The following is a 24948-nucleotide window of genomic DNA, read 5'->3' on the forward strand; positions in this document are numbered from 1 at the left end:
TTGGTTAATTGGGAGCGATAGGGAAAATCATCCCTCGATCCGGCTGAAATCCGCGACCCGGTGCACCGCATCGCGAAACCGCGCGAGCAGCGCCAGCCGCGCGGCGCGTTTGTCCGCTTCGTCGGCGTTGACAATCACCTCTTCGAAGAAGCGGTCGATGGGCGCACGCAAGGTCGCAAGCGCCGCCATCGCATCGGCGAAGCGCTCTGCCTCCACCGCCTCGGCAGCGCGAGGGGCCGCAGCGGCAAGCGCATCGATCAGCGCCTGTTCGGCAGGTTCGGGGGTGTATGAGATACCAATATCCCCGTCGTCCCGGCCCCCGAGCCGGGATCCCGCTTCTTCATCTGCGTCAGAAGTGGAGCGGGACCCCGGATCAAGTCCGGGGAGACGGGGTTGCGTATCCCAACCTTCCTTCTTGAGGATATTCGCCGCACGCTTGTAGCCCGCGAGCAGGTTCGCCCCATCCTCAATCGTGACAAAGGCCTGCAGCGCATGGACACGGTCGAGCAAGCGGACGAGATCATCCTCCCCACCAAGCGCGAAGACCGCGTCGATCAGGTCGTGCCGGACGCCCGCTTCGCGTTGCTGGACTTTGAGGCGATCGATGGCAAACGAAAGCAAAGAGCTCGAAAAAACGCTAAAACTCTCAAATTCAGACGATTGACCGGGGTTACCGGAAAATGAGACTAAATATGGCTCGCCCTTGAAGCGAACGTCGAAGTTCTTGCTGTCAGTGAACTTCAATGTGAAGCTACGATAGTCGCGCCAAATTTCCGACCAAACTTGGCTCCTAGAGACATCCTTGAAAAGCTTGCTCTCCATCAAATCGAAGAAACGCGGCCATGCAAGCAGATCGAAAACTGGCTGTAAAACCTTCTTAAAGTCAGCCCGCAGATTATTTTCGAATATCAGTTGCAAAATTCCGTTGACCGCCCGCCTCAAAGCAAACGGATCCTTCGAGCCAGTAGGCTTTTCATTGATAAAAAAGAACGCTCCGAGCGTATCCAACTTATCCGCCAAAGATACCGCCACCGTCACCGGAGCCGTCGGTACGTCATCGCCCTGCCCGACCGGCTTGTAGTGATCGCGGATCGCTGCGGCGACTTCTGGCGCCAGGCCTTCCTTGGCGGCGTAATATCCGCCCATAAGGCCCTGCAATTCCGGGAATTCGCCGACCATCTCGGTGACCAGATCGGCCTTGCACAGCTGCGCGGCCTGATCGGCCATGTCGGCCAATGCCTCGCGAGTCCCCGCGAAGGCGGGGATCTCAGGCGATGGAGTGCCATTCTGCGGGAGGTCCCCGCCTTCGCGGGGATTCGCGGCGGGGCCAACAATCCCCTCCTCAACCAGCCACCGCGCCAGCTTCGCCACGCGATCAACCTTGTCGGCGACCGTGCCCAGCTTCTCGTGAAAGGTGATCCGCGACAGCCCCTTCGCGTGCTCCGCGAGCGTTTTCTTCTGATCCTGCTCCCAGAAAAATCGAGCGTCCGAGAGCCTTGCAGCCAGCACCTTGCGATTGCCATCAACCACCACAGCGGGGTCAATCGCATCGATATTGGCGGTGCAGATGAAGGCGTTCGCCAAAATGTGAGTCTCCGCGCAGGCGGGGACCTCAGTCAATTGTGCGCCACTGCCTGAGGCTCCCGCCTGCGCGGGAGCTCGCGTAGCGACAAAATACTTCTGGTTCACCCGCGCGGTCAGCTGAATGACTTCGGGCGGCACATCCAGGAACGCCTCGTCAAAGCGCCCCAGCAGCGGCACCGGCCATTCGGTCAGTCCGGCGTTCTCGATCACCAGCCCTTCATCGGCGACCAGTGTCAGACCCGCGTCCGCCGCAGCCTGCGCCGCGCCGTTGCGGATGATCGCGGCGCGTTCTTCGTGATCCACGATGACATGGCAGGCGCGCAGTTTCTCGGCATAATCGTCCGCGCTGCCGATGGTGATCAGGCCTTCGTGATGGAAACGATGCCCCGCGGTTTCACGCCCACTGGCGATGCCATCGACCGCACACGGCACCACTTCGCCATCGAGCAATGCGACAATGCCAGAAAGCGGCCGCACCCAGCGCAGGCTCTCGGTCGCAATCGACGCTGCGCCCCAGCGCATCGACTTGGGCCAGCTGAAGTCGCGGATAATCGCGGGGATCGCCGCGGCCAGCAAGTCTGCCATCGCCCGGCCCGGTTGCTCGATCACCGCGAAGTAAGTCATCCGGCCTTTGACGTCGCGCAGTTCCAATTGATCGCGTGCAACTCCGGCCTTGCGGCAGAACCCGTCAATCGCGGCATCGGGCGCGCCTTCGGGCGGGCCTTTCGCTTCCTCGCTCACCGCTTCGGTCGCCAGCGGCAATCCGCGCGCGATCAGCGCAAGGCGGCGCGGGGTTGACCAGATGGTGAGATCACCCACCGTAACGCCCGCCGCGTCCAGTTCACGCCGGAACAGCTTTTCGAGTTCGGCGCGCGCACCCGCCTGCATCCGGGCCGGGATTTCCTCACAGCGCAGTTCGAGCAGGAAATCGCTCACAACACCCACCCCGGATATTTCGCTTCCCATTCGGGCGTCATCTTTTGCGCATAGGCCTCACACGAAGACCGTGCCAGATCGCGCACCCGTCCCATGTAACTGGCGCGTTCCTGCACCGAAATCACGCCGCGCGCCTGCAACAGGTTGAACACATGGCTTGCTTCGACCGCCTGTTCATAGGCCGCAATCGGAACGCCTGCGGAAAGGGCATTGCGGCATTCAGCCTCGGCTTTGGCAAACAGGTCGAACAATGCGTCTGTATCCGCCACCTCGAAGTTCCATTTCGACATCTGGCGTTCGTTCTCAAGGAACACCTCACCGTAAGAAACCCCGGCGGTGTTGAACGCCAGATCATAGACGTTGTCGACGCCCTGAATATACATCGCGAGACGCTCCAACCCGTAGGTCAATTCGCCCGCTACGGGCTTGCAATCGAACCCGCCCATCTGTTGGAAATAGGTGAACTGCGTCACCTCCATCCCGTCGCACCAGACCTCCCAGCCCAGCCCCCATGCGCCGAGCGTGGGCGATTCCCAGTCATCCTCGACAAAGCGGATATCGTGCGCCAGCGGGTCGATACCGATGGCGTTGAGGCTTTTGAGATAGAGCTCCTGAATGTCTGGCGGCGAAGGCTTCAGGATCACCTGATACTGGTAATAATGCTGCAACCGGTTGGGGTTTTCGCCGTAGCGCCCATCTGTCGGGCGACGGCAGGGCTGCACAAAGGCGGCGTTCCACGGTTCCGGCCCCAGTGCGCGCAGCGTAGTCGCGGTGTGGAACGTCCCCGCCCCCATGCGCATGTCATAGGGTTGCAGGATCACGCAGCCCTGCGCGCTCCAGAAATCATGGAGGTTCAGGATCATGTCCTGAAACGAACGAGCCGGATCGCGGGCCGGCAGGCCTTGGGCGGGCGTAAAAGAAGGGACGGCGTTCATGGCGGCTCGCCATGGCCCAACACCCCCTAAGGGTCAATGGTGCGATGCAGCAAGTGGTGGGACATGAGATGGACAATGCCAAATGGCTTGCCGGATTGTCTTTGGCTGGCAATAATCATTCATAAGAGCTGATCGTCTACCGCGCTTGCCTTTTGGGTCATCGGCACAAAGGCAACTCCTTACCCGTTTCTCAGACTGACTAAATCGCTGAAATTTTATGCCTTGATGAAAGGAAACCCTGTGAAACTTGCCTCTCTACTCGCCCTCACCGCTGCCCCTCTCGCGCTGTTTGCGGGCAGCCCCGCGCTCGCTGATGACCACGCGACGACCGAAGCTGTTGTGCCCGCAACTATCGGTAACGGTCCCGCGATGTGGAAGGTGGCTGATGAAGACACCACGATCTACCTGTTCGGCACCGTCCACGTGCTTCCCGAAGGAATCGACTGGTACGATGCCACCATCGCCGATGCGCTGACCGGATCGGATATCATCGTTACCGAAATCCGGATGGATCCGGGCAGTGAGGCCGCGCAGCAGCAGCTGGCCATGTCCAAGGGAGTGCTGCCGGCGGGCACCACGCTGCGTTCGCTGCTGTCCCCGGAACAGACGATTATTTATGAAGCCGCGCTGGCCAAGGTCGGTGCTCCCCCTGCCGCATTTGATCAATTCAAGCCGTGGCTTACCGGTCTCACATTGTCGCTGATCCCGTTGATGCAGCAGGGTTACACGCCCGGCGCAGGGGTGGAAAAGGTGTTGTTGTCCAAGGTCGACGATAAGCCGCAAGGTGCATTGGAAACTGCCGAATTCCAGTTCGACATTTTTGATGGAATGGATCAGGCCGCGCAGATCACCTTCCTGATGGAGGCGGCTGAAGGCATGGACGAAGTCAAACCGATGCTTGACCGGATGGTTGCCAAATGGGCCGAGGGCGATGCCGATGAGCTCGCCGCGATCATGAACGAAGGGATGACCGATCCGGCAATTGCCGAGGCGTTGCTCTATACCCGTAACGCCAATTGGGCGGAGTGGGTGGACACGCGGCTCGATGAACCTGGCACGGTGTTCATTGCGGTTGGCGCGGGCCACCTTGCCGGGGTCAGGAGTATGCAGGATTACCTTGCCGAAAAAGGCATCACTGTGACGCGCATCAAGTAACCGGCACAGCGGAATAGCAATGAACTTGACCGGGGCCGGCATGGTGCAGCTTGTGCGCAGCAGCTTCACAGCGATGCTGGCCCCGATCCTGTTGCTTGGCCTCGTCGGTTGCAGTGATGCCCCCGGTGATGAGGCAGACGGCCCACCGCCCAACCCGCTCTTGTATGAAATCGCCAGCGCCGATGGCACGGTGGAGGGGTGGATGCTCGGCACCATCCATGCCCTGCCCGATGGCACGAAATGGCGCACGCCAGCGATTGCCTCTGCCATAAACGAGGCCGATTTGCTTCTGGTGGAAATTGCTGCCCTGGATAATCGCGCCGCGCTGGCCGAGACATTTGCTGAATTGGGCACCACGCCCGGCCTGCCGCCCATCGCCGAGCGTGTTCCTGCCACCCTTGCCCCCGCGCTGGCAGATATGCTCGATCGTGGCGGGTTGGATAGCGGCAGCTTTGCATCGACAGAAACCTGGGCTGCGGCGCTGACGCTGGCGCAACTCAGCGCGGAAGGCGATCCGGCCAACGGCGTTGACCGCGCGCTGATCCGCGAATTTTCCGGTCGTCCGGTGCGCGAGTTGGAAGGCGCGCGGGCGCAACTGGCAATTTTCGACCGTCTACCCGAAGCCGATCAGCGTGACTTGCTGGCTGCTGTGATAACGCAGGCCAGCGACGCGAAAGCACAGGCACAAAAACTGCGCCGCGCTTGGCTGACGGGTGATGTCGCCGCGCTTGATGAGGCGACCCGCAGCGGCATCCTTGCCGATCCCGAACTGCGTGAGGCTTTGCTGGTGCAGCGCAACCGCGCATGGGCCGAGGCGATTATCCCGCTGCTCGAAGATGAGCCGCGCCCTCTGATTGCGGTCGGTGCGGCACATCTGGTGGGGGTCGACGGGCTGGCAAGCCTGCTGCAAGCGGCAGGCTACCGCCTCCGGCGCCTGCCCTAAACAGGTTGCCTTTCGCGGCGCTTGCCTCTAAGGGCCCGCGCTTCGGCGCTCCGGTCATCCCTGGAGGCGGTGCGCGCGATAGTCTTTATTCAACACGCATTCGAAAGGCACTATTATGAGCGACGCTCTGAACCTGCCGGCTGAAGCGCGCGAACGGGCTGGCAAGGGAGCCTCCCGTGCAATTCGCCGCGAAGGTCGGACTCCTGCCGTGATTTACGGCGGCAAGGAAGAACCCACCATGATCCACGTCGAGGAAAAGGAACTGGTCAAGCAATTGATGACCGGTCACTTCATGAACTCGGTCGTCAATCTTGAGATCGGTGGCAAGACCGTTCGCACATTGCCCAAGGATGTGGCGTTTCACCCCGTGACAGACCGTCCGCTCCACGTCGATTTCCTGCGCCTTACCGGCGACAGCAAGGTCGAAGTGCAGGTGCCGGTGGTATTCGTCAACGAAGATGCCTCGCCAGGCCTGAAGAAGGGCGGCGTGCTCAACGTTGTCCGTCACGAGCTTGATCTGCTGTGCCCCAACGCCAACATCCCTGAAGAAATTCAGATCGACGTTACCGGCAAGGACGTTGGCGATGCGATCCATATCAGCGAAGTCACCCTGCCCAAGGGCGTGACCAGCGTGATCACCGATCGCGATTTCACCATCGCCACACTGGTCGCCCCGTCCGCGCTCAAGCGCAGCGAAGGCGCTGCGTCGTCCGACGACGCTGCTGTCGAGGAAGCTACCGAAGAATAACCCAACACAGCCACCAACGGCTGATGAACGCCGGGCTTCGCAAGAAGTCCGGCGTTTCGTTTTGGGTGAGGTATCGTTAGAGGGTCATCATGCAAATCTGGGCTGGCCTTGGAAATCCTGGACCGCGCTACGCGCTCCACCGCCACAATGTTGGCTTTATGGCGGTGGACGTCATTGCCCACATGCACGGATTTGGCCCGGTGCAGAGCAAGTTTCAGGGCTGGGCGCAGGAAGGACGGATCGGCGGTTCCAAAGTGCTGCTGCTGAAACCCGCCACATTCATGAATGAAAGCGGGCGCTGTGTCGGAGAGGCGCTGCGGTTCTACAAACTAGGCACCGATATCTTGACCGTCTTCCATGATGAGCTTGATCTTGCCCCGTTCAAGGTAAAGGTGAAACAAGGCGGCGGCACGGCGGGACACAATGGCCTGCGATCGATTGACCAGCATTGCGGGGCAAGTTTCCGCCGCGTGCGGCTCGGCATCGGCCATCCGGGGCACAAGGATCGCGTGACCGGCCATGTGCTCGGCAATTATGGCAAGACCGAAGAAGATGACCTCGCCGCGATGCTCGGAGCCATCGCGGCTGAGGCGGAATGGCTCGCCAAGGGCGATGACGCGCGCTTCATGAATGATGTTGCCTTGAGGATGCAGGACCAAACACCATGACAACCGCCGTTTTTCGCGATGTTAGCCCCGAACAGGGTGCCGCCTTTTTCGGATTGCCCGACGAAGGCCCGGTCGTGATGCTAAATCTGTTGCGCTTTCGCGACTGCGCTGACTACGCTCACGCTCCAGAGCTTACACCTGAGACCCCTATTTCCGGGCGCGAGGCCTATAAGCGCTATATGCGGGACATGCTGCCGTTGTTGGAACGCAGCGGCGGTGAGGTGCTGTTTTCCGGAACCAGCGCGCACTTCCTGATCGGCCCGGCAACCGAAACCTGGGATTATGTCTTGCTGGTGCGACAAGAAAGCAAGGCCAGCTTCCTCGCCTTTGCGAGCGATCCTGAAAGCCAGAGGATTGCCGCCCACCGCACCGCCGCAATCAGCGATTCCCGCCTGTTGCCGGTCCGCGCGGACTGACGACCATGCGCCGCGTGCTGATCATCGGCCCGTGCGGTTCGGGTAAAAGCACCCTCGCCCGCGAACTGGCACCGCTGCTTGGTCTACCGCTGATCCACATGGATCAACTCGGATGGCAGGATGGCTGGGTCGAGACTCAGAAGGCCGAATTGCACGCCCGGCTAGCCGAAGCCGTCGCGCAGGATGAGTGGCTGATCGAAGGCAACTACGGCAGCACGCTCCTGCCCCGGCTCAAACGGGCGGACACGGTAATATATCTCGATTTCCCGATTGCCCTGTGCCTGTGGCGGTTGATCCGGCGGATCGTGACGCATCGCGGGCAAGCGCGGCCTGATATGCCCGCAGGCTGCCCCGAACGCTTTGACCTCGCGTTTTTCTGGTATGTGTTGAACTGGAACCGCGGCCCGCGCCCGCGCACCGAGGCCGCCATCGCGCCATGGGCAAACAAGATCATCCGGCTTGAATCTCCAAGCGCGCTTGCACTCTGGCGCGAACACAATAACCTTGCGTGATCCTGTTTCCGGTCACGAAGGAACCTGTCCATGCCCCGTATCAATCGCCGTTCGCTGATCGCCGCCGCCGCAGCTACCGGTGCGCTGGCCGCAACACCGCGCGCCAGTGCTGCTGCTGAACCCGTTTATCGGCCTGATGCGAACTATGCAGGGAAAAGCGTGCTCGTCACGGGCTGCTCATCCGGTTTCGGACGGCTGACGGCAGAACTGCTCGCGCGTCAGGGTGCGCGGGTGTTTGCCACGATGCGCGGCCTGCCCCGGCGGGAAGCGGAACAACTGCGCATCCTTGCACTGAACGAGCGTCTCGATCTGCACGTCATCGAAATCGACGTGATGTCTGACGATCAGATCGCTGACGGGGTGGCCGAGGCCGAGATGATCAACGGCGGGCCGATTGATGTGCTGGTCAATAATGCGGGCATCGGCATCACCTCTCCGGTCGAAGTGCAGGACATGGAAGCCACCCGGCTGATGTTTGAAACCAACGTGTTTGGCGCGCATCGCATGGCGCGCGCGGTGCTGCCGGGGATGCGCAAGAAAGGCGCGGGCCAGATCATCCAGATTTCCAGCCAATTGGGCCGTGTGATCGCACCCTATTCCGGGCATTATTCCGCCACCAAATTCGCATTGGAGGCGATGAGCGAACAGCTGGCCTATGAACTGGTGCCGCACAATATCAACGTCAGCATCATCCAGCCCGGTGGCTATCCCACCAAAATCTGGGTCAACCGCAACGCCTATTCCGGCGCGTTGAAGGAACGGGCCCACGAACGCCATACTGATGGTTATCCGCAACAAGTTGAACGCATGGGACAAGGCGATGGCTCTGGCAGCGGTGCCGATCCCATGGATGTGGCGCGCGCGATTGCCGGGCTGATCGCACAGCGACCCGGCACCCGCCCGCTGCGCCTGCCGGTTCATCCCGGAAACAAGCCGCAAGTGCCGATCAACGAAGTCGCCGCGCAGGTGCAGACCGACTGGCTCGGCGGATCGCCGCTGGTCGGGCCGCTGGTGCGCAGCGTGCATGAGCGGTGATGCGGCTCAATCAGGTAACCGTCGGCTGCACGGATTATGCTGCATCGGTGCGGTTTTACACGTTGCTGGGGTTGACCCAGATTGTTGACGCGCCGCCGCGCTACGCCCGGTTTGAAACTCAGGGCGGCGAAACCTTCTCGATCCATCAGGTCGATGCGGTGGCCGCACCGACCTCGGTGGTCTATTTCGAGATCGAAGAGCTTGACCGGACGGTAGCAATCCTCAAAAGCGCGGGCTTGCGTTTCACAACTGATCCCGTCGATGAAAGCTGGGGATGGCGCGAAGCACGGTTGCGCGATCCCGCAGGCAATGAAATCTGCCTGTTCTGGGGCGGCCAGAACCGACGCTTTCCTCCCTGGCGCATCGACGGCAAAACCAAGGATTGAAGTATGGGTTTCCGCTGCGGGATTGTCGGCCTGCCTAATGTCGGCAAGTCGACCTTATTCAATGCACTCACCGAAACGCAGGCGGCGCAGGCAGCCAATTATCCGTTTTGCACGATCGAGCCGAACGTGGGGCAGGTCGCGGTGCCGGATGAACGGCTGCAAAAGATCGCGGCCATCGGCAAAAGCGCCAAGATCATCGAAACCCAGTTGGGCTTTGTCGATATCGCCGGGCTGGTGAAAGGCGCGAGCAAGGGCGAAGGGCTTGGCAACCAGTTCCTCGGCAATATCCGCGAGGTAGACGCGATCGTCCACGTGCTCCGGTGCTTCGAGGATGACGATGTCCAGCACGTCGCCAACAAGGTCGATCCGATTGCCGACGCCGAAGTGGTCGAAACCGAGTTGATGCTGTCGGATCTGGAGAGCCTAGAGAAGCGCGTCCCCGCAGCGGCCAAGCGCGGTGCGGCGGGTGACAAGGAAGCCAAAGCGATGGCGAGCGTGTTGGGACAAGCGCTCGAATTGCTGCGTGAAGGCAAGCCTGCCCGCCTGACCGTTCCCGGCGATGACGAGGAAGCGCGGCTGTTTGCTCAGGCGCAGTTGCTGACCGCCAAGCCGGTGCTCTATGTGTGCAACGTGGCCGAAGAAGACGCGGCGACGGGCAATGAATTGACGGCCAAGGTGTTCGCCAAGGCCGCAGCCGAGGGCGCCGAGGCGGTGGTCGTCTCCGCCGCGATTGAGGCCGATCTGGTGACGATGCCAATCGAAGACCGGGGCGAATTCCTCGAAGCGCTTGGCCTATCCGAAAGCGGCCTCGCCCGCGTGATCCGCGCCGGATACAAGCTGCTCGGCCTCAAAACCTTCTTCACCGTCGGCCCCAAGGAAGCGCGCGCCTGGACGTTCCATGACGGCGCAAAGGCCCCGCAGGCAGCGGGCGAGATCCACACCGATTTCGAACGCGGTTTCATCCGTGCTGAAACGATTGCCTATGACGATTACGTCACGCTGGGCGGCGAAGCGGGCGCGAAAGAAGCGGGCAAGCTGCGGCAGGAAGGCAAGGAATATGTCGTGCAGGATGGCGACATCTTGCTGTTCAAGTTCAACGTCTGAACCGCCGCATCAATCCTGCCGTCTCGCAATTGTCGCGTCCTGCATCTAGGAAGCCCGTTATGCGCCATATCCTGATCCTGCTCGCCGTCCTGTTCATGCCCGCCCATGTCGCGGCGCAGGATGAAACGTCGTCCGAAGTCCGGCCCGTCACCCTGCTGATCGGAATTGACGGATTTCGCAGCGATTACCTGACCCGTGGGATCACCCCGCGCCTCAGCGCGCTGGCAGCACAAGGGGCAAGCGGGGCGATGAGGCCGAGTTTCCCGACAAAGACCTTCCCCAACCACTACGCCATGGTCACAGGGATGGTGCCCGATCGCAGCGGCATTTCGGGCAATTCGATGATCGACCCGCGCCGTCCCGGCCAGATGTTCACGATGGGGAACGCGCGGCAAGCGCTCGACCCGTTCTGGTGGGACGAGGCCGAGCCGGTGTGGGTCACCGCTGAACGCGCCGGAATCCGCACCGCAACCGTGTTCTGGCCCGGCAGCGAAGTCGCCATCCGCGGCGTGCGACCGAGTGACTGGCTGCGGTTCGATCAGAACATCGGCAATGTGCAGCGGGTGAACACCCTGCTCGACTGGATGCGGCGACCGGCAGCGATCCGCCCGGCCTTCGCGACGCTCTATTTCGACACGGTCGATACCCAGGGCCACCGCTTCGGCCCCGACAGCGCCGAGGTCAACGCCGCGCTGGCCGAGGTCGACGAACGGATCGGTGATCTGGTTGACGGGATTGCGGCGCTGGGTGTGCCGGTGAACCTGGTGATCGTCGCCGACCACGGAATGCGCCAGACTGACGAGAGCCGGGTGATCCAGCTTGATGATCTGATCGACCGCGAAAGCTACATCGCGGTTGAAACCGGGCCTTACGCCGCGATTGAGCCGGTGACTGGCACCGATGACCGCGTGGCAAATGCACTGCTGGTGCCGCATGGCCACATGACCTGCACCCGCAAGGAAGACCTGCCCGCGCGGCTGAAATACGGCACCAACCCGCGCGTGGCGGCGATCATCTGCCTCGCGGAAAATGGCTGGACGATCCTGTCCGGCCCGCCCGCTTACCCGGTCAAGGGCGGCGCGCATGGCTATGACAATGCCGATCCGGAAATGCTGGCGCTATTCATCGCCCACGGCCCGGCTTTTGCCGAGGGCGAGCAGATGGCGGTGTTCGACAATGTCGCGGTGGCAGCACTGCTGCGCGCGACGCTCGGGCTGCCCGAGGATGCGGACGCTGATGGAAAGCTGGCGGATGTGCGTGCGGCGCTGCGGCGCTGATGCGGGCGATAGGTGCGCGGGGCAGGCTGCGGCGAAAGGCTTGGAACGGGTGGTGCGGGAGTCCGGCTTCCCGTTTCCGTCACCCCAGCGAAAGCTGGGGTCTAGGGCTGGAAAACGCAGCACTTGCCGCCTGAGGTCCCAGCTTTCGCTGGGATGACGTTAATGCCGCCCAAACAGCTTCTCGACATCGTCCATGCTCAGCTTCACCCACGTCGGCCGTCCGTGATTGCATTGGCCTGATCTCGGCGTCGCTTCCATCTCCCTCAGCAGTGCGTTCATTTCCGCGACGTTGAGCGTGCGCCCTGCCCGCACCGATCCGTGGCAGGCCATCGTCGCCAGCACCAGTTCGAGCCGTTCTGCCAGCAGCAGCGCGCCGCTGTCTTCCTGCTTGCCGTGCTTGGCGATATCGTCGGCAAGATCGCGCAGCAGTTTGCCACTGTCCGCCTTGGGCAGCGCGGCGGGGAGCGCGCGCACCAGCATCGCGCCCGGCCCGAAGCGTTCGATCACCAGCCCGTAACGCGCCAGGCCTTCTGCCGCGTCCTCCAAGCGGTCGCATTCGACCTCGTCCAGCTCAACCACATCGGGAACCAGCAGCGCTTGGCTGCGGCGGCCCAACTCCCCTGCCCCGGCGGCGCGCAGGCGTTCGAGCACGAGGCGTTCGTGGGCGGCGTGCTGATCGACCAGCACGAGCCCATCGGCAGCCTCGGCAACGATATAGGTGTTCGCCACTTGCCCCCGCGCGATGCCGAGCGGGTATTGGTGCGCCTGCTCCGGCAGCGGCGCGGCTTCTTCGGCGCGGCCCAATGGTGCGGAGAACGCCAGCGAGGCCTCACGCAGCAATAGCCCCTCCCCTTGCGATGAGGGGTTGGGGTGGAGTGTAGCGGGCCATGCTGGCAGCACCCCCTCGCCCGAGGGGAGCGGGGAAAGCGAAGGTTCGCTCACCCACCGCGCCATCGCCCCGCGATCCGGCCCCTGCGCGCTACGGCGATCCCCGGTGCCGAGCGCCTGCCGCAAACCGCTGACGATGAACCCGCGCACCCCGGCGGAATCGCGGAACCGCACTTCGGTCTTGGCTGGGTGGACATTCACATCGACGTCTTGCGGCGGCAGGTCGAGAAACAGCGCCAGCACCGCATGGCGATCGCGCGCCAGCATATCGGCATAGGCCCCGCGCACCGCGCCCACCAGCAACCGGTCTTTCACCGGGCGGCCATTGACGAACAGATATTGGTGATCGGCCACCCCGCGGTTGTAAGTCGGCAGGCCCGCGATGCCCGTCAATCGCATCACCCCGTGCAGGGTGTCACGCTTGAACTCTATCGCAACCGAATTGTCCTTCAATTCATGCGCAATGATCCGCGCCACGCGGGTGGCGAGTTCCTCTCCCGCCTGAAGCGAGAGCACCGTGCGTTTGCCAGCATCGCCAAGGGTTTCTAGCGTAAAAGCAATGTCGGCCCGCGCCATTGCCAAGCGGCGCACCACATCAAGGCAAGCGGCATATTCGCTGCGGGCAGTGCGCAGGAACTTTCGGCGGGCGGGCACCTTGGCGAACAATTCCTCTACCCGCACCCGTGTGCCGGGGGGCAGCGCAGCGGGCTCATCGGCCAGCACCGCGCCGTGATCGACCACCCGCCGCCAGCCTTCTGCCGCGCCTGCCTCACGGCTTTCGATGGTGAGCCGCGCGACGCTGGCGATGGATGGCAGCGCCTCTCCGCGAAAGCCCAGCGTTGTGACCAGTTCGATTGCGCCGTCTGCGCCAATCAGCGAATCGGGCAGTTTTGACGTGGCGTGGCGTTCCAGCGCCAGCGCGAGCGCGTCAGGCCCCATGCCGCAGCCATCATCAACCACCTCGATCCGGGCTAGGCCCCCATCAACCAGCACCACCCCGATTCGCCGCGCACCCGCGTCAATCGCGTTTTCAACCAGCTCTTTCAGCGCCGCCGCCGGGCGTTCGACCACCTCGCCTGCGGCAATGCGGTTCACCAGAGCGGACGGGAGGCGGCGGATTTCGGGCATTTGTCGCACGCTAGCGATCAATGGTCGCAATTTCGAGGCTAACCCCCAAAAAATCCCCGCTGCGGTGGACAAATATTTTGGCGTTTTGTGCGCGGATTCGCTAGGCGCATCACGTCATGTCATAACCGGGTCGATTTTCCCGCAATCGCGTTCATAACGCGGTCCGCGGCCCCGCCCCGCCACCACTGGAACAACACCACCAATGAGCTTCCTGTCCAATCTCTTCAAATTCGGCTCGCAAAACATGGCGATCGATCTCGGCACCGCCAACACGCTGGTTTATGTGCAGGATCAAGGGATCGTTCTGAACGAACCTTCGGTGGTTGCGATTGAGACGATCAACGGGATCCGCCGGGTGAAGGCCGTGGGCGATGATGCCAAGATGATGATGGGCAAGACCCCCGACAGCATCGAAGCGATCCGCCCGTTGCGCGATGGTGTGATCGCCGACATCGAAGTGGCCGAACAGATGATCAAGCACTTCATCCAGAAGGTGCACGGCAAGAAGAGCATGTTCCGTTACCCTGAAATCGTGGTCTGTGTGCCGTCTGGCTCCACCTCGGTTGAACGCCGCGCGATCCGCGATGCGGCGTCGAACGCAGGCGCGTCGAACGTGCATCTGATCCTCGAACCGATGGCAGCGGCGATTGGCGCGGATATGCCCGTGACCGAGCCGGTTGGCAGCATGGTGGTCGATATTGGTGGCGGCACCACCGAAGTCGCCGTTCTCAGCTTGCGCGGGTTGGCCTATACCACCTCGGTGCGCACCGGGGGTGACAAGATGGACGAAGCTATCGTCTCCTATGTCCGCCGCCATCACAACCTGTTGATCGGCGATGCCACGGCTGAACGGATCAAGAAGGATTACGGCATCGCCATGATCCCCGAAGACGGGATCGGTGAGATCATCACGCTCAAGGGCCGCGATCTGGTCAACGGGGTGCCAAAGGAAATCACGATCAATCAGGCACACGTTGCCGAAGCGCTGTCCGAACCGATTGGGGCAATCGTTGAAGGTGTGCGCATCGCGCTGGAAAACACCGCGCCTGAACTCGCGGCCGATATTGTGGATCAGGGCATCGTCCTGACCGGTGGCGGTGCGTTGATCCGCCGCCTTGACGAGCATCTGCGCGAAGAAACCGGTCTTCCGGTTTCGGTCGCTGAAGATCCGCTTTTGTGTGTTGCCATCGGCACGGGCCGCGCGATGGAAGATCCGATCTATCGCGGCGTGCTGATGACCGCGTGAAGCGCACCAGCGTAAGCCGGGAGAACTGGCAGAAGGGACTTTAAGCCATGGCGCCTCCCTCATCGCGCCGTTCGGGCTTTTCCAGGAAGGCACAATATTCGCTGTTCACCGGCTACTTGCTGGCCGGTGCGGGCGCATTGCTGGGGCTGGCGTTGCTGATGTTGTCACTGTGGCAGCCATCTGCATTTGCCCCTTTGCGCGGAGGCGCGAGCGATATCGTAACACCGGCAGGCACTGTGGGCGCGGTCGCGCGCACCGAAACGCAGGGTTTCTTCTCCAGCATCGGGGGCTATTTCAACGCAGCCAGCCAGAATGCGGCACTGCGTGAAGAAATGGAAATCGCGCGCGTCCGACTGGCTGAAGCCGACGCCGTCAGGGCCGAGAACCGGCGGTTGAAGTCACTGCTCAACCTGAAAGATTCCGAGGTAAAGCCCGTCTCTATCGCCCGCTTGGTCGGGTCGACGGCTACCAGCACACGGCGGCACGCCTATCTCAGTGCGGGGGCAAATAATGGCGTAACGCCGGGGATGCCGGTTATTTCCGAACGGGGGGTAATTGGGCGGGTGCTGGAAACCGGGCGCAATTCGGCGCGGGTGTTGCTGCTCACCGACAGCGAAAGCGTGCTTCCGGTGCGCCGGGCGAAAGATGATGTCATCGCCTTTGCCGAAGGGCGCGGGGATGGAATGCTGCGGGTTCGACTGGTCAATCTCGGGATTAATCCGCTCAAGGTCGGCGATCTGATGGTGACCAGCGGCGCTGGCGGATATTACCGGCCCGGCGTCGCGGTTGCGGTAATCAGCAAGATTACCGAGGATGGCGGGATCGCGCGTCTGGTGGCAGAGCCTGCGGCCACCAATTTCGTCGCGGTTGAGCCGATCCACCAAGCCGCGGCCGTGGCTGTGCTGCGCGGCGAAAATTCGCTTGGCACGCCGGAAGGTGCCGCCAACGCGGAGCAGCAGCCATCTTCCGCCACGCCAACTGCGAGTGCAGCGGCGGATGATCGGTAATGGAACAATTTGATCCCCGCGCGCGGTCAGATATCTATGGACAACGCATCAACCGCACGTCCTCCCCCCTTCGCGCGCGCAGTGTCCCCTACTTGTCGATCATGCTTGCTTCGGTCATCCCGGTGATGTTGATCGCGGATGTCATGCCGCTTGTCCCGCCGCTCGGATTTTTGCTGCTGCTGGGCTGGCGCATGGTTCGGCCCGGGCTGCTGCCACTTTGGGCGGGGGCACCGCTGGGCGCATTTGACGATCTTTTTAGCGGACAACCATTTGGCAGCGCCATTCTGCTATGGTCGCTGGCCATGATTGCGATTGAAATCATCGAAACGCGGTTTCCCTGGCGCGGTTTCTGGCTGGACTGGTTCACTGCAGGAGTGATGGTGGTTGCATACTGGCTGGCAACGCTGCTGGCATCTGGCGCGCCGGTGACATCGGAAATGCTGCTGGTGGCGCTGCCGCAGGCCTTGCTGGCAATCCTGCTTTATCCGATAATGGCGCGTATGGTTGCCAGCCTTGATCGGTTCCGGCTTGCCCGGGCACGAAAGATCGCCTGATGCGTTTTCCGTTCCTGGGCGATGGGTCGCTGCGCCGTGGACGGGTCATCAACGCCACGATCCTGCGCGCAACCTTTGAACGACGGGCGGTGCTGATCGGCGCGGTGCAAGGCGGCATTGGCGCTCTGTTGGCATTACGGCTGGGTTATCTGGCGATCGCCGAGAATGAGAAATACCGTCTCGAATCCGAAAGCAACCGCGTCAATCTCACGCTGATCCCCCCGCGCCGAGGCTGGATCCTTGATCGCAACGGCGCACCGCTTGCATCTAACCGCGCGGATTTCCGCGTCGATCTGATCCCCGAACGGATGCATAATGCGTCCGCTACGATTGACCGTTTGGGTGAACTCTTGGCGCTTGAGCCGACCCGGATCGCCGATATCAAGGACAAGGTCAGCACATCGCGCGGGTTTGCCCCGGTCGAGGTGGCGAGCGGATTGAATTACGAACAATTCGCGGCGCTCAGCGTACGCCTGCCCGATCTGCCCGGCGTGGTGCCGCAGCGCGGCTTTTCGCGGTTCTACCCGACAGCCTCCAGCGTTGGTCACCTGATCGGCTATGTCGGCCCGGCATCGGCCGAGGAATATGAGAAAGACCCCAACCCGATCCTGATCACACCGGGCTACAAGATCGGCAAGGACGGGCTGGAAAAGCAGTTTGAAAAAGACCTGCGCGGCGTGCCGGGTGCGCGGCGGGTTGAAGTGACCGCCAGCGGGCGGATTGTGCGCGATCTGGAAACTCGCGAAGATGTGCAGGGTGCGCCCGTGCGTCTCACCATTGATGGCCCGTTGCAAGATTACGCCGCACGCCGGATCGGGTTGGAAAGCGGATCGGTGGTGGTGATGGATTGCCGCACCGGCGATTTGCTGTGCATGGCCTCAATGCCAAGCTTCGATCCCAACAGTTTTTCCGATGGTATCGGCAGCGTCGAATACGCCATGCTGCGCGATGATGAACGCGTGCCGCTGCGCAACAAGGTGCTGAAAGGCCTGTATCCTCCCGGCTCCACCGTCAAGCCGATGGTGTCGATGGCGTTGTTGGGCCAAGGCATCGACCCTAAAGAAACCGTTTTTTGCGGCGGGGGCCTGCGCGTCGGCAATCGCGTGTTTGGCTGCTGGAACCGGCGCGGTCACGGCGCGGTCGACATGGCGCGCGGCATTTACCAAAGTTGCGATGTCTATTTTTACACGATGGCCCAGCGCGTGGGCATGGACCCGATTGCAGCAATGGCGCGGCGGTGTGGGATGGGGGAGGAGTTTCCTCTGCCTGTGACCAGCCAGTTCTATGGCACCGTGCCTGATCCTGCATGGAAAATGAAGAAATGGGGGCGTGAATGGCAGACCTTTGACACGGTCAATGCCACCATTGGCCAAGGCTATATGCTCTCCAGCCCGTTGCAGCTGGCGGTGATGGCATCGCGATTGGCGACCGGGCGCCATGTCATGCCCCGCCTGACCTTGGACACAAAGCCGAAGGGCTTCGACACCATCGATTTTCCCTCCGAACACGTCGAATACGTGCGTCAGGCGATGAGCGATGTGGTGAATGGCCCCGGCACTGCTGGCCGCGCCCGCCTGCCAATCAAGGACGTGCAGATTGCAGGAAAGACCGGCACCGCGCAGGTCGTTTCACTCAGCATTTCGAACGGGCGCACAGGCCCGTGGAAATACCGCGACCACGGATTGTTCATCTTCTTCGCACCCTTCGATAACCCGCGCTACGCCGGGGCAGTGGTGATCGAACATGGCGGCGGATCGGGCGCTGCCTACCCGATTGCCCGTGATGTAACGACCTTTCTGTTCGATCCGACCAAGGGGATGGAGGCGCTCACTGCGCTGGAAAAGCAGTGGGGCGGCACCGCGCAACAGCGACTTGAGGCTCGTTATGCCACCTATGCGGCCGAGCGCGGCGCCGAAGTCCGCCGTGCGCCGCGCCGGGACGAGGAAATCTTCGACCGGGTTGAAGCTGAGGCCCGTGTGGCTGCCACCCAAACCGAAACGATCGCTGAAGATGTGATCACCCCGCGTGCAGAGGCTAACCCCTCTGCAACACCGCCTGCCGCTTCGGCCGTTTCGCCAGAGCAACAGCCCGAACCAGCGCCCGCGCCGGCCGAGGTCAGCGAATGAACAGCACTGCCACCCGCAGGGTTGTGCCCGATGCGATTGCCCGCCAGCCATGGGAAATGCTGATCCCGCTGGTGATGTTGACTGCGTTCGGCGGGTTGGTGCTCTATTCCGCTGGCGGCGGCGCTATGCAGCCGTTCGCAGCATCGCATTTTCTCCGCTTCCTCGTGTTTTCGGTGATGGCTGCCATCATCGCTGCCATGCCGCGTGACGTGGTGCGAGCGGTTACCTATCCGGGCTACCTCACCGTGCTGTTGCTGCTGCTGGCGGTGGAGGTTGTCGGCGCGGTTGGCGGGGGAAGTCAACGCTGGCTTGAGCTCGGCCCGGTTCGCATCCAGCCATCCGAACTGATGAAGCCTGCCGTCGTGCTGGCGATGGCGCGGTTTTATGGAACGCTGCCTTTGGGGATGGTGGGTACCTGGCGCTCGCTCGTGCCTGCGGGGATGCTGATCGTGCTTCCCATGGGGCTTGTCCTGATGCAGCCCGATCTTGGCACGTCGGTGGCGATTGCGTTTGGCGGTGTGGTGGTGATGTTCCTTGCCGGATTGCCGATGTGGTGGTTTCTGCTGGCTGGCGGCGTAGCCGTAAGTGCAGCGCCGCTGGTGTATTTCTTCGCCCTTCATGATTACCAGCGCGCGCGCGTGACGGCTTTCCTCGATCCTGAAAGCGATCCGCTGGGCACAGGTTATCACATCGCCCAGTCCAAAATCGCAATCGGATCGGGCGGGATCTTCGGCAAGGGGTTCAACAACGGCACCCAGAGCCACCTTAACTATCTGCCCGAGCCGCATACCGACTTTGTGTTCGCCTCTATGGCGGAGGAATGGGGCCTTGTTGGCGGGTTGTTCGTGTTGTTGATGTATGGACTGATCCTGCGCTGGGGGATGAAGGTTGCGGCGCAATCGCAGGATCGGTTCTGCGCATTGCTCGCCGCCGGGGCGACTGCGACGATATTTTTCTACATCGCGATCAACCTGCTGATGGTGATGGGCATGGCACCCGCCAAAGGCATCCCGCTGCCATGGATGAGCCATGGCGGTTCGTCGATGATGACCAACATGATCTGTATCGGCCTGCTGATGATGGTGAACCGCTGGAACCAGCGCACGCCCCATCGCGGTCTGGCAAGCTGATCATTCACCTTGATGAAAAGGCGCAATAGGGCCTTGCTATCGGGGTAATACGCGCTAAACGCAGCGCCTCACGCGAATCGAGTGCCCCAAGTTGGCCTCGTTTCGATGTCCGACCCCTTGATGGGGATTATCGGAATGGACGCATAGCTCAGTTGGTAGAGCAGCTGACTCTTAATCAGCGGGTCCTAGGTTCGAGCCCTAGTGCGTCCACCAAAACTTCCCAATAAAATCAAGCATATGGCGGGGTAGCTGAGCTTAGTCCTTGCTCCTTGGAGCCTAATTTTGACTATAGGCTCCATATAGGCTCCACCCCCTCTGCTGGCGTGATTCGCATCAAGCTATCCACAGATGTTGGTCGATAACCGCCAGGAACGACCGTGGAGGCATTAATGGAGCGCGCTCAAGCCACCATGTCCCCTACCCCACGTTGTCCTCGCGGTCCCGAATTGCTACGTTTGGTCAATGGGAAAGCCGCGTTCCAGCAAATCTGCTGAGACTGACTTTGATGAGTATGTGACCCGGCGCATCAGCGAATTGGGGCTGCCGACCAATCTCAAGGACATTCGGACGGCGGCCACCCAGTTCGAGACACTAATCTCGTTCCTCCACCAACAAGCAAATGTCCTCATCGTGCTGAGCGCCATATGCTTGGGCTTTATCCTCTACATGGTGGTGGCCACTCCCGACCTTTCGGCTTTCGACGTGCTATTGATCACGCTGTCTGGAGCAGTCGGTTTTATCTTTGCCTTTGCCGGGATGCAGCGGAAGAAATGGAAGTGCTGCCTTGCTTGGTGGGTTTTGCCCCGCCGAGTCAGATGCCGCGACCAACGCCACATTGATGCCGTGCTCCATGAGGTGAACGCAGGTAACCATTCGATCATGCGTCTGGCGACATCTGGAGTAGGTGCGTTCGCCAGCCCCGTGAGCAACAAGCCGGTCGACCTCATCCTGAGCCAGAATGTGCTTTCTGATCCGTGGATCGCGGCCACATTGTTTGGCAGCAAGAATAAGAAGCGGCGCTTCATCGTCGTCACGCCAGAGCCTACCGGCGATTGGTTCAATTTCTATCTTTGGCATCCGCCAGTGGCACCGGAGCTGCTCCGCCTCTTCGACGAGACACCCGACATCTACCCTGATGAACGGATCAAGCGGCTGAAGGTGAGGATCGCCTTGCAGGTCATCATCGACCTAGTGTCGGCCAACGCTGAGGTCCCATCCCCGCGAAGCCTGAATGAGTCAAACGTGGTCAAGAGGTTCAGGAGCACCCTGAAAATTGAAGCCTCCCGGCTACTGCAAGCTGGCGAGATCAACGACCTTGAGGAACGGCTGCTAAGCAGGGTCAACATAACGGGCGATGACCCATCCTTCGATCCAGCTGCCGAAGGTAAGAAGCACACCAAGAAGCCGCATAGCTGGTTTCTTGAGCTGAAGGGTGGCCGGTATGCGGCAGTGATCGACCCCTTGTCCAAGACCGTTCAGGCTGAGCTGAATTTGTCGCCACGCTTCGTCGCGTAAATTTTCTCGCCAATTGGTGACCAACGCAGCGACCGACAGCCCGCGATATGCATGATGAGGGGCCTCTTCAACGGAGGTTCCCATGCGTGAAACGACAATTGTTCTCCTCAATATGCGGCAGCTTCAGGCTGCGCTCAACATCCGCTCGCGTTCAACCATCTATAAAATGGTGGCACGCAATGCCCTGCCCCCGCCCTGCATAATCAACCGGCGCGGACTGCGCTGGCGCGAGAGTGATATCAGCAGCTGGATCGCTGGCCTTCCTTCCGCTGCAGGTGCGCAGTCGTTGGAGCGCGCCAGCGAAGGTGCCGAGCGCTCTCAAGGCAAGCCGTCATGAGCAGCGAGCCTATGCACCGCCCCCGCGCCATCGCCGAGCTTGCGCCCAGCCTTGAACGTATCGCGGGCCACGCGGTCGCCATCGAATTGCTGAACTGGCCGGTCGGCGGTCCGCAAGGGACCTGCTGCGGCGGTTATCTCACGCTCGGCACCACCCGCCTGTGGCTCAATGCCGAGCATGCCAGCAACCTCGCGGACCGTGTCCGCTCGGCCATCGACGAGGCCGTGATCAGCGCCTCGCCTCATCCCCAATCCATTCGGAGATTATCATGACCTATCGCCGCGACCTGTTTTACGAGATTGTCGCTTCCGCTGATTTTCAGGCCGCAATGGTCGGTCCGATGATCGACGATTTCGTCCAGAAGATGAAGCGACCTGGGGCCGATGGCGCCACCTATCGCGGCTTCATCGAGGACTGGCTCTATCTCCAGCGCCCGCTCTTCGACCGCTTCAAGGGGGTGCGCTACAACGTCCAGTTCGAAGGCCCGCCGCTGATCATCGACCATCGCGAATACCCTCTCGGCGGGTACATCGAGCGCCAGCTCGAATGGGCCAAGCTCGACCCCATCGAAGCCCGTGAACTGCGCCAGCGCCTGCGCGGGGCCGTCGATGGGATCGTGGACGATTGGATCGGCGGACGACCGATGCAGTACCTGCCTTCGATTGCCCAGAAGCCTTTCAAGGATCGTGCTGCGGTGGACGCTGCGGATCACGCAGTGATCCGCGACTTCGTCGCCTCCCGGAATTCCAGAACGGGAGACGATCAATGAGCAAAGCAGGGTTCAAGCAGGAACCGGAGAAAGGCTGCGATGCTACGCATCGAGCCAGTTTTTCAATCACACACCAGACGCGCCCTCGCGGGGCAGGATTCCGCCATTTCTGTGGGGGGCGATGCGCGCGCCCTTTCGGCGGCGCGGTCAGAACCCACGGATTTCCGCTATTTCGGGAGCGCGCGCATGGCGCGCTCCGGGAGGCACAGCCATGAACCGGGTCAAGCTCTCCGTCCGCGTGCCGATGGGGCAGGAAGTGATGATCCGGCGCTATGCCGAGGCGCGCGGATTGACCCGCTATCAGGCCCTGTCGCGGGTGATCGAGGCCGGGCTTGGCGCGGTTGCCGATGCGCAGACGATGGCAGTTAGCGGCAACGCTGGCGATGACGTCATGGCGGCATTCGAAGCGCGGCTTGGCGTGATCGAAGCCCTGCTCGATCGCAGCCTGTTCACCGCCAGCGCGGCCTATGCCTATGCCCGCCGCGCGGCCCTGCGCGGCGATGGCGATGCCGACCGTACCGGCAGCATGATCGGCGAAGCGGCGCACTCGGCCTATCGCCGCCAGCGCGCGCTTGCAGCCGAGGCGCTGTCATGAGCCGCGACCGCGACAATCTTCTGAGGGGCCAAGGCCTCTTCAAGCAGACCATCGCCGGGCTCGCCGCGCGCTGGCGGGGCTACGCCTGGACCGTTGCGGGTAGCGCCGGGCTCGGAGCCTTTTTGCTGTCGTCCCGTAACACCCCGTCCGAACAATGGACCTGTGCCTATCAGCACTGGCAGGGTGTGGCGGTCAGCTGGTTTGCCAGCGGGCGCAGCGATCCTGCGATCACGGTTCACCTTCACGACCGGACCGCGCGGGTGCCGGCCAGCGTGCTGGCCAATGACCGGATATGGCTTTGGTGCTGGGATGATCTTTTCGGAAAGGTCGTACTGGGCGGCACCCTTGGCGCGCTGGTCGGCATGCTGCTGTGCTTTGGCTTTGCAATCTGGATACGCAGCGAGGGCAAGGAATCCACCCGCGACCGGTTTATCACTGGCACGCAGATTGTCCCCGAACGCGTTCTCGCGAGGAAGACGCGCAAGGCCACCAATGCGCGATCAATCCGCATCGCGTCGGTCGGGATTCCGTCATGGCTGGAGTGCCGTCATTTTGCCCTTCTTGGCACCACGGGCGCGGGCAAGACGACCGTCATGCGCCAGATGCTCGACCAGGTCGAAGCGCGCGGCGAACCGGCGCTGGTCTATGATACCTCGGGCGAGTTCATCACCCACTACTACCGGCCCGAACGCGGCGACATCATCCTCAATCCCTTTGACGAGCGATCATCCTTCTGGTCGCCGTTCTCCGAGATTGCCCATCCCGCCGACGCCGACCGCATCGCGCGCCAGCTGGTCTCCGAGACCGGCGAGCGCGATGACGATGTCTGGCTGGAGACCAGTCGTATCCTCGTCGCCAACATCCTGCGGGTGCTCAGCGCAGAGGGCCGCACCACGCTTCCCGACCTGCTCGACGCGCTGCAGGTCAAGGGCAAGGAAGAGATGAAGGTCTGGCTCGCAGGCACCTCATCGGCGCGTACCTTTGCCGATGACGCCGACCGGGCCACTGGTTCGGTCCTGTTCATGCTCGCCAAAGCCGCGACCTTGCTGCAGTTCCTGTGGCGAGAGCCGGGGGATCGGGGCAGCTTCGCCTTCCGTGAGTTCATTGCCGGCCTCGACGCGCATCAGGGGCCCAAGCCCTGGCTCTTCGTCCCACGCAAGGAAGACTATTTCGAGGCGATGAAGCCGCTGCTGGCCTGCTGGCTGGAGTGTGCAGCCAGCGCCATGCTGGGCCTGCCTCCTTCGGACAGACGGCGCATGTGGTTCTTCCTTGACGAGCTGGCGGACTTGCCCCGCGTCGATAATCTCACCCGGCTGCTTCCCGAGGGCCGCAAGTTCGGGGCCAGCGTGGTCCTGACCTTTCAGGCCATCGGCCAGATGCACCGTCGCTATGGCCGCGACAGTGCCGAGGCGCTGCTCGGCTGCTGCAATTCCAAGCTTTACCTGCAGCTCATCGACCGCGACACCCGGGAATGGGCATCACGGAACATCGGCGATGTCGAGGTGGAGGTGCGCAGCGCCTCCGACAGCTTCGAGACCGGGCCGCATAGCGGGCGCACGTCGGTGGGCAGCACCCGCGTGGTCCGGCCTGCCATAATCGAGAGCGATCTTCGTCTGCAGCCCCATCACGGCTTCCTGCAATTGCCCGATGCCTTGCCGGTGGGGCGGATCAAGCTGACGCGGGCGCACATAGATGCACGGGGGCCTGCGCGCCATCCGGCCTTTGTGCAGGCAGATATCAGCCGGATGCTCTGGAACCGCATGCCGAAGAAGGCTGATACCGGCACGGCCAAGGATGATCCTGCGACCACCCTGAAAGGTCCGGTCTGATGGTTGCCACCATTGGCGCGCTTAGCAGTTTGGACTTGTAACGGTTTTGTGCCGGTCACCTGAGCGTTTAGAGCTCGCAACAGGAGACCGACGAGATGATGAAGCATTCCGAAGAGTTTAAGCAG

At 62.0% G+C, this 24948-nt stretch carries 24 protein-coding genes and 1 tRNA gene; 22 read left to right on the forward strand and 3 right to left on the reverse strand.

The window, feature by feature from the left end:
* Window positions 1-27: 27 nt before the first annotated feature.
* Both glyS and ABIE62_RS12435 read right to left on the reverse strand, forming a co-directional pair.
* Window positions 28-2520, reverse strand: a complete 2493-nt coding sequence (gene glyS / locus ABIE62_RS12430) for a glycine--tRNA ligase subunit beta (RefSeq protein ID WP_354326502.1) — start codon at window positions 2518-2520, stop codon at window positions 28-30.
* Window positions 2517-3455 carry a glycine--tRNA ligase subunit alpha gene (locus ABIE62_RS12435; protein ID WP_354326455.1) on the reverse strand — a complete coding sequence of 313 codons (939 nt, stop codon included), beginning with the start codon at window positions 3453-3455 and terminating at the stop codon, window positions 2517-2519. Before ABIE62_RS12435 ends, glyS begins: the two co-directional genes overlap by 4 nt.
* A gap of 240 nt (window positions 3456-3695) precedes the next feature.
* On the opposite strand from ABIE62_RS12435, the gene ABIE62_RS12440 reads away from it, so the two are divergent.
* From ABIE62_RS12440 to ABIE62_RS12485, 10 genes are all read left to right on the forward strand, one after another.
* Window positions 3696-4610 (forward strand): TraB/GumN family protein, encoded by a 915-nt coding sequence (locus ABIE62_RS12440; protein WP_354326456.1) that lies wholly within the window; start codon window positions 3696-3698, stop codon window positions 4608-4610.
* A gap of 19 nt (window positions 4611-4629) precedes the next feature.
* A complete protein-coding gene (locus ABIE62_RS12445; RefSeq protein WP_354326458.1) occupies window positions 4630-5553 on the forward strand; it encodes a TraB/GumN family protein in 924 nt (307 codons plus the stop codon).
* A gap of 115 nt (window positions 5554-5668) precedes the next feature.
* Window positions 5669-6301, forward strand: a complete 633-nt coding sequence (locus ABIE62_RS12450) for a 50S ribosomal protein L25/general stress protein Ctc (protein ID WP_354326460.1) — start codon at window positions 5669-5671, stop codon at window positions 6299-6301.
* 89 nt (window positions 6302-6390) lie between these two features.
* Window positions 6391-6969 (forward strand): aminoacyl-tRNA hydrolase, encoded by a 579-nt coding sequence (pth, locus tag ABIE62_RS12455; RefSeq protein ID WP_354326462.1) that lies wholly within the window; start codon window positions 6391-6393, stop codon window positions 6967-6969.
* A complete protein-coding gene (locus ABIE62_RS12460) occupies window positions 6966-7385 on the forward strand; it encodes a DUF1330 domain-containing protein (protein WP_354326464.1) in 420 nt (139 codons plus the stop codon). Before pth ends, ABIE62_RS12460 begins: the two co-directional genes overlap by 4 nt.
* A 5-nt stretch (window positions 7386-7390) precedes the next feature.
* On the forward strand, window positions 7391-7897 hold the full coding sequence (locus tag ABIE62_RS12465; RefSeq protein ID WP_354326466.1) for an AAA family ATPase: 507 nt from the start codon (window positions 7391-7393) through the stop codon (window positions 7895-7897).
* Between the two features lie 30 nt (window positions 7898-7927).
* Window positions 7928-8932 carry an SDR family oxidoreductase gene (locus ABIE62_RS12470; protein ID WP_354326468.1) on the forward strand — a complete coding sequence of 335 codons (1005 nt, stop codon included), beginning with the start codon at window positions 7928-7930 and terminating at the stop codon, window positions 8930-8932.
* Entirely contained in the window at window positions 8932-9318 is a 387-nt protein-coding gene (locus ABIE62_RS12475) for a VOC family protein (protein ID WP_354326469.1), read from the forward strand. Before ABIE62_RS12470 ends, ABIE62_RS12475 begins: the two co-directional genes overlap by 1 nt.
* A gap of 3 nt (window positions 9319-9321) precedes the next feature.
* Entirely contained in the window at window positions 9322-10422 is a 1101-nt protein-coding gene (gene ychF / locus ABIE62_RS12480; protein WP_354326471.1) for a redox-regulated ATPase YchF, read from the forward strand.
* 59 nt (window positions 10423-10481) lie between these two features.
* Window positions 10482-11699 (forward strand): alkaline phosphatase family protein, encoded by a 1218-nt coding sequence (locus ABIE62_RS12485; protein ID WP_354326473.1) that lies wholly within the window; start codon window positions 10482-10484, stop codon window positions 11697-11699.
* 159 nt (window positions 11700-11858) lie between these two features.
* Here ABIE62_RS12485 and mutL read toward each other — a convergent pair whose 3' ends face one another.
* Window positions 11859-13715 (reverse strand): DNA mismatch repair endonuclease MutL, encoded by a 1857-nt coding sequence (gene mutL / locus ABIE62_RS12490; protein WP_354326474.1) that lies wholly within the window; start codon window positions 13713-13715, stop codon window positions 11859-11861.
* A 202-nt stretch (window positions 13716-13917) separates the two neighbouring features.
* On the opposite strand from mutL, the gene ABIE62_RS12495 reads away from it, so the two are divergent.
* The 12 genes from ABIE62_RS12495 (at window position 13918) to ABIE62_RS12550 (ending at window position 24823) form a co-directional block, all read left to right on the forward strand.
* Window positions 13918-14961 carry a rod shape-determining protein gene (locus tag ABIE62_RS12495; protein ID WP_354326477.1) on the forward strand — a complete coding sequence of 348 codons (1044 nt, stop codon included), beginning with the start codon at window positions 13918-13920 and terminating at the stop codon, window positions 14959-14961.
* 47 nt (window positions 14962-15008) lie between these two features.
* Complete coding sequence (mreC, locus tag ABIE62_RS12500) at window positions 15009-15968, forward strand: rod shape-determining protein MreC (RefSeq protein WP_354326478.1); 960 nt, start codon at window positions 15009-15011, stop codon at window positions 15966-15968.
* Complete coding sequence (locus ABIE62_RS12505; protein ID WP_354326480.1) at window positions 15968-16522, forward strand: rod shape-determining protein MreD; 555 nt, start codon at window positions 15968-15970, stop codon at window positions 16520-16522. Before mreC ends, ABIE62_RS12505 begins: the two co-directional genes overlap by 1 nt.
* Window positions 16522-18648, forward strand: coding sequence for a penicillin-binding protein 2 (mrdA, locus tag ABIE62_RS12510; RefSeq protein WP_354326482.1), 2127 nt, complete (start codon window positions 16522-16524; stop codon window positions 18646-18648). Before ABIE62_RS12505 ends, mrdA begins: the two co-directional genes overlap by 1 nt.
* On the forward strand, window positions 18645-19778 hold the full coding sequence (gene rodA, locus ABIE62_RS12515; RefSeq protein WP_354326484.1) for a rod shape-determining protein RodA: 1134 nt from the start codon (window positions 18645-18647) through the stop codon (window positions 19776-19778). The genes mrdA and rodA overlap by 4 nt, the downstream gene beginning before the upstream one ends.
* Before the next feature lie 137 nt (window positions 19779-19915).
* Window positions 19916-19991: transfer RNA gene (locus ABIE62_RS12520), tRNA-Lys, on the forward strand.
* A 249-nt stretch (window positions 19992-20240) separates the two neighbouring features.
* The gene (locus tag ABIE62_RS12525) at window positions 20241-21293 is read left to right on the forward strand and encodes a hypothetical protein (RefSeq protein ID WP_354326486.1); all 1053 of its coding nucleotides are present in this window, start codon (window positions 20241-20243) and stop codon (window positions 21291-21293) included.
* Window positions 21294-21375: 82 nt separating this feature from the next.
* Window positions 21376-21630, forward strand: coding sequence for a helix-turn-helix transcriptional regulator (locus ABIE62_RS12530; protein WP_354326488.1), 255 nt, complete (start codon window positions 21376-21378; stop codon window positions 21628-21630).
* Window positions 21627-21902, forward strand: a complete 276-nt coding sequence (locus ABIE62_RS12535) for a hypothetical protein (protein WP_354326490.1) — start codon at window positions 21627-21629, stop codon at window positions 21900-21902. Before ABIE62_RS12530 ends, ABIE62_RS12535 begins: the two co-directional genes overlap by 4 nt.
* Window positions 21899-22399: a hypothetical protein gene (locus ABIE62_RS12540; RefSeq protein ID WP_354326492.1), complete on the forward strand. Its 501-nt coding sequence runs from the start codon at window positions 21899-21901 to the stop codon at window positions 22397-22399. The genes ABIE62_RS12535 and ABIE62_RS12540 overlap by 4 nt, the downstream gene beginning before the upstream one ends.
* A 211-nt stretch (window positions 22400-22610) precedes the next feature.
* Window positions 22611-22994, forward strand: a complete 384-nt coding sequence (locus ABIE62_RS12545; RefSeq protein WP_354326494.1) for a hypothetical protein — start codon at window positions 22611-22613, stop codon at window positions 22992-22994.
* Entirely contained in the window at window positions 22991-24823 is a 1833-nt protein-coding gene (locus ABIE62_RS12550) for a type IV secretion system DNA-binding domain-containing protein (protein WP_354326496.1), read from the forward strand. The genes ABIE62_RS12545 and ABIE62_RS12550 overlap by 4 nt, the downstream gene beginning before the upstream one ends.
* Window positions 24824-24948 lie beyond the last annotated feature (125 nt).

The organism is Porphyrobacter sp. MBR-155 (assembly GCF_040547625.1).
In the GTDB taxonomy this organism is placed as follows: Bacteria; Pseudomonadota; Alphaproteobacteria; order Sphingomonadales; family Sphingomonadaceae; genus Erythrobacter.

Coding starts and splice junctions, on each gene's coding strand:
- ABIE62_RS12435 (WP_354326455.1), bottom strand. CDS start 3,455: ATGAACGCCGTCCCTTCTTTTACGCCCGCCCAAGGCCTGCCGGCCCGC.
- ABIE62_RS12445 (WP_354326458.1), top strand. CDS start 4,630: ATGAACTTGACCGGGGCCGGCATGGTGCAGCTTGTGCGCAGCAGCTTC.
- ABIE62_RS12450 (WP_354326460.1), top strand. CDS start 5,669: ATGAGCGACGCTCTGAACCTGCCGGCTGAAGCGCGCGAACGGGCTGGC.
- pth (WP_354326462.1), top strand. CDS start 6,391: ATGCAAATCTGGGCTGGCCTTGGAAATCCTGGACCGCGCTACGCGCTC.
- ABIE62_RS12460 (WP_354326464.1), top strand. CDS start 6,966: ATGACAACCGCCGTTTTTCGCGATGTTAGCCCCGAACAGGGTGCCGCC.
- ABIE62_RS12465 (WP_354326466.1), top strand. CDS start 7,391: ATGCGCCGCGTGCTGATCATCGGCCCGTGCGGTTCGGGTAAAAGCACC.
- ABIE62_RS12470 (WP_354326468.1), top strand. CDS start 7,928: ATGCCCCGTATCAATCGCCGTTCGCTGATCGCCGCCGCCGCAGCTACC.
- ABIE62_RS12475 (WP_354326469.1), top strand. CDS start 8,932: ATGCGGCTCAATCAGGTAACCGTCGGCTGCACGGATTATGCTGCATCG.
- ychF (WP_354326471.1), top strand. CDS start 9,322: ATGGGTTTCCGCTGCGGGATTGTCGGCCTGCCTAATGTCGGCAAGTCG.
- ABIE62_RS12485 (WP_354326473.1), top strand. CDS start 10,482: ATGCGCCATATCCTGATCCTGCTCGCCGTCCTGTTCATGCCCGCCCAT.
- mutL (WP_354326474.1), bottom strand. CDS start 13,715: ATGCCCGAAATCCGCCGCCTCCCGTCCGCTCTGGTGAACCGCATTGCC.
- ABIE62_RS12495 (WP_354326477.1), top strand. CDS start 13,918: ATGAGCTTCCTGTCCAATCTCTTCAAATTCGGCTCGCAAAACATGGCG.
- mreC (WP_354326478.1), top strand. CDS start 15,009: ATGGCGCCTCCCTCATCGCGCCGTTCGGGCTTTTCCAGGAAGGCACAA.
- ABIE62_RS12505 (WP_354326480.1), top strand. CDS start 15,968: ATGGAACAATTTGATCCCCGCGCGCGGTCAGATATCTATGGACAACGC.
- mrdA (WP_354326482.1), top strand. CDS start 16,522: ATGCGTTTTCCGTTCCTGGGCGATGGGTCGCTGCGCCGTGGACGGGTC.
- rodA (WP_354326484.1), top strand. CDS start 18,645: ATGAACAGCACTGCCACCCGCAGGGTTGTGCCCGATGCGATTGCCCGC.
- ABIE62_RS12525 (WP_354326486.1), top strand. CDS start 20,241: ATGGGAAAGCCGCGTTCCAGCAAATCTGCTGAGACTGACTTTGATGAG.
- ABIE62_RS12530 (WP_354326488.1), top strand. CDS start 21,376: ATGCGTGAAACGACAATTGTTCTCCTCAATATGCGGCAGCTTCAGGCT.
- ABIE62_RS12535 (WP_354326490.1), top strand. CDS start 21,627: ATGAGCAGCGAGCCTATGCACCGCCCCCGCGCCATCGCCGAGCTTGCG.
- ABIE62_RS12540 (WP_354326492.1), top strand. CDS start 21,899: ATGACCTATCGCCGCGACCTGTTTTACGAGATTGTCGCTTCCGCTGAT.
- ABIE62_RS12545 (WP_354326494.1), top strand. CDS start 22,611: ATGAACCGGGTCAAGCTCTCCGTCCGCGTGCCGATGGGGCAGGAAGTG.
- ABIE62_RS12550 (WP_354326496.1), top strand. CDS start 22,991: ATGAGCCGCGACCGCGACAATCTTCTGAGGGGCCAAGGCCTCTTCAAG.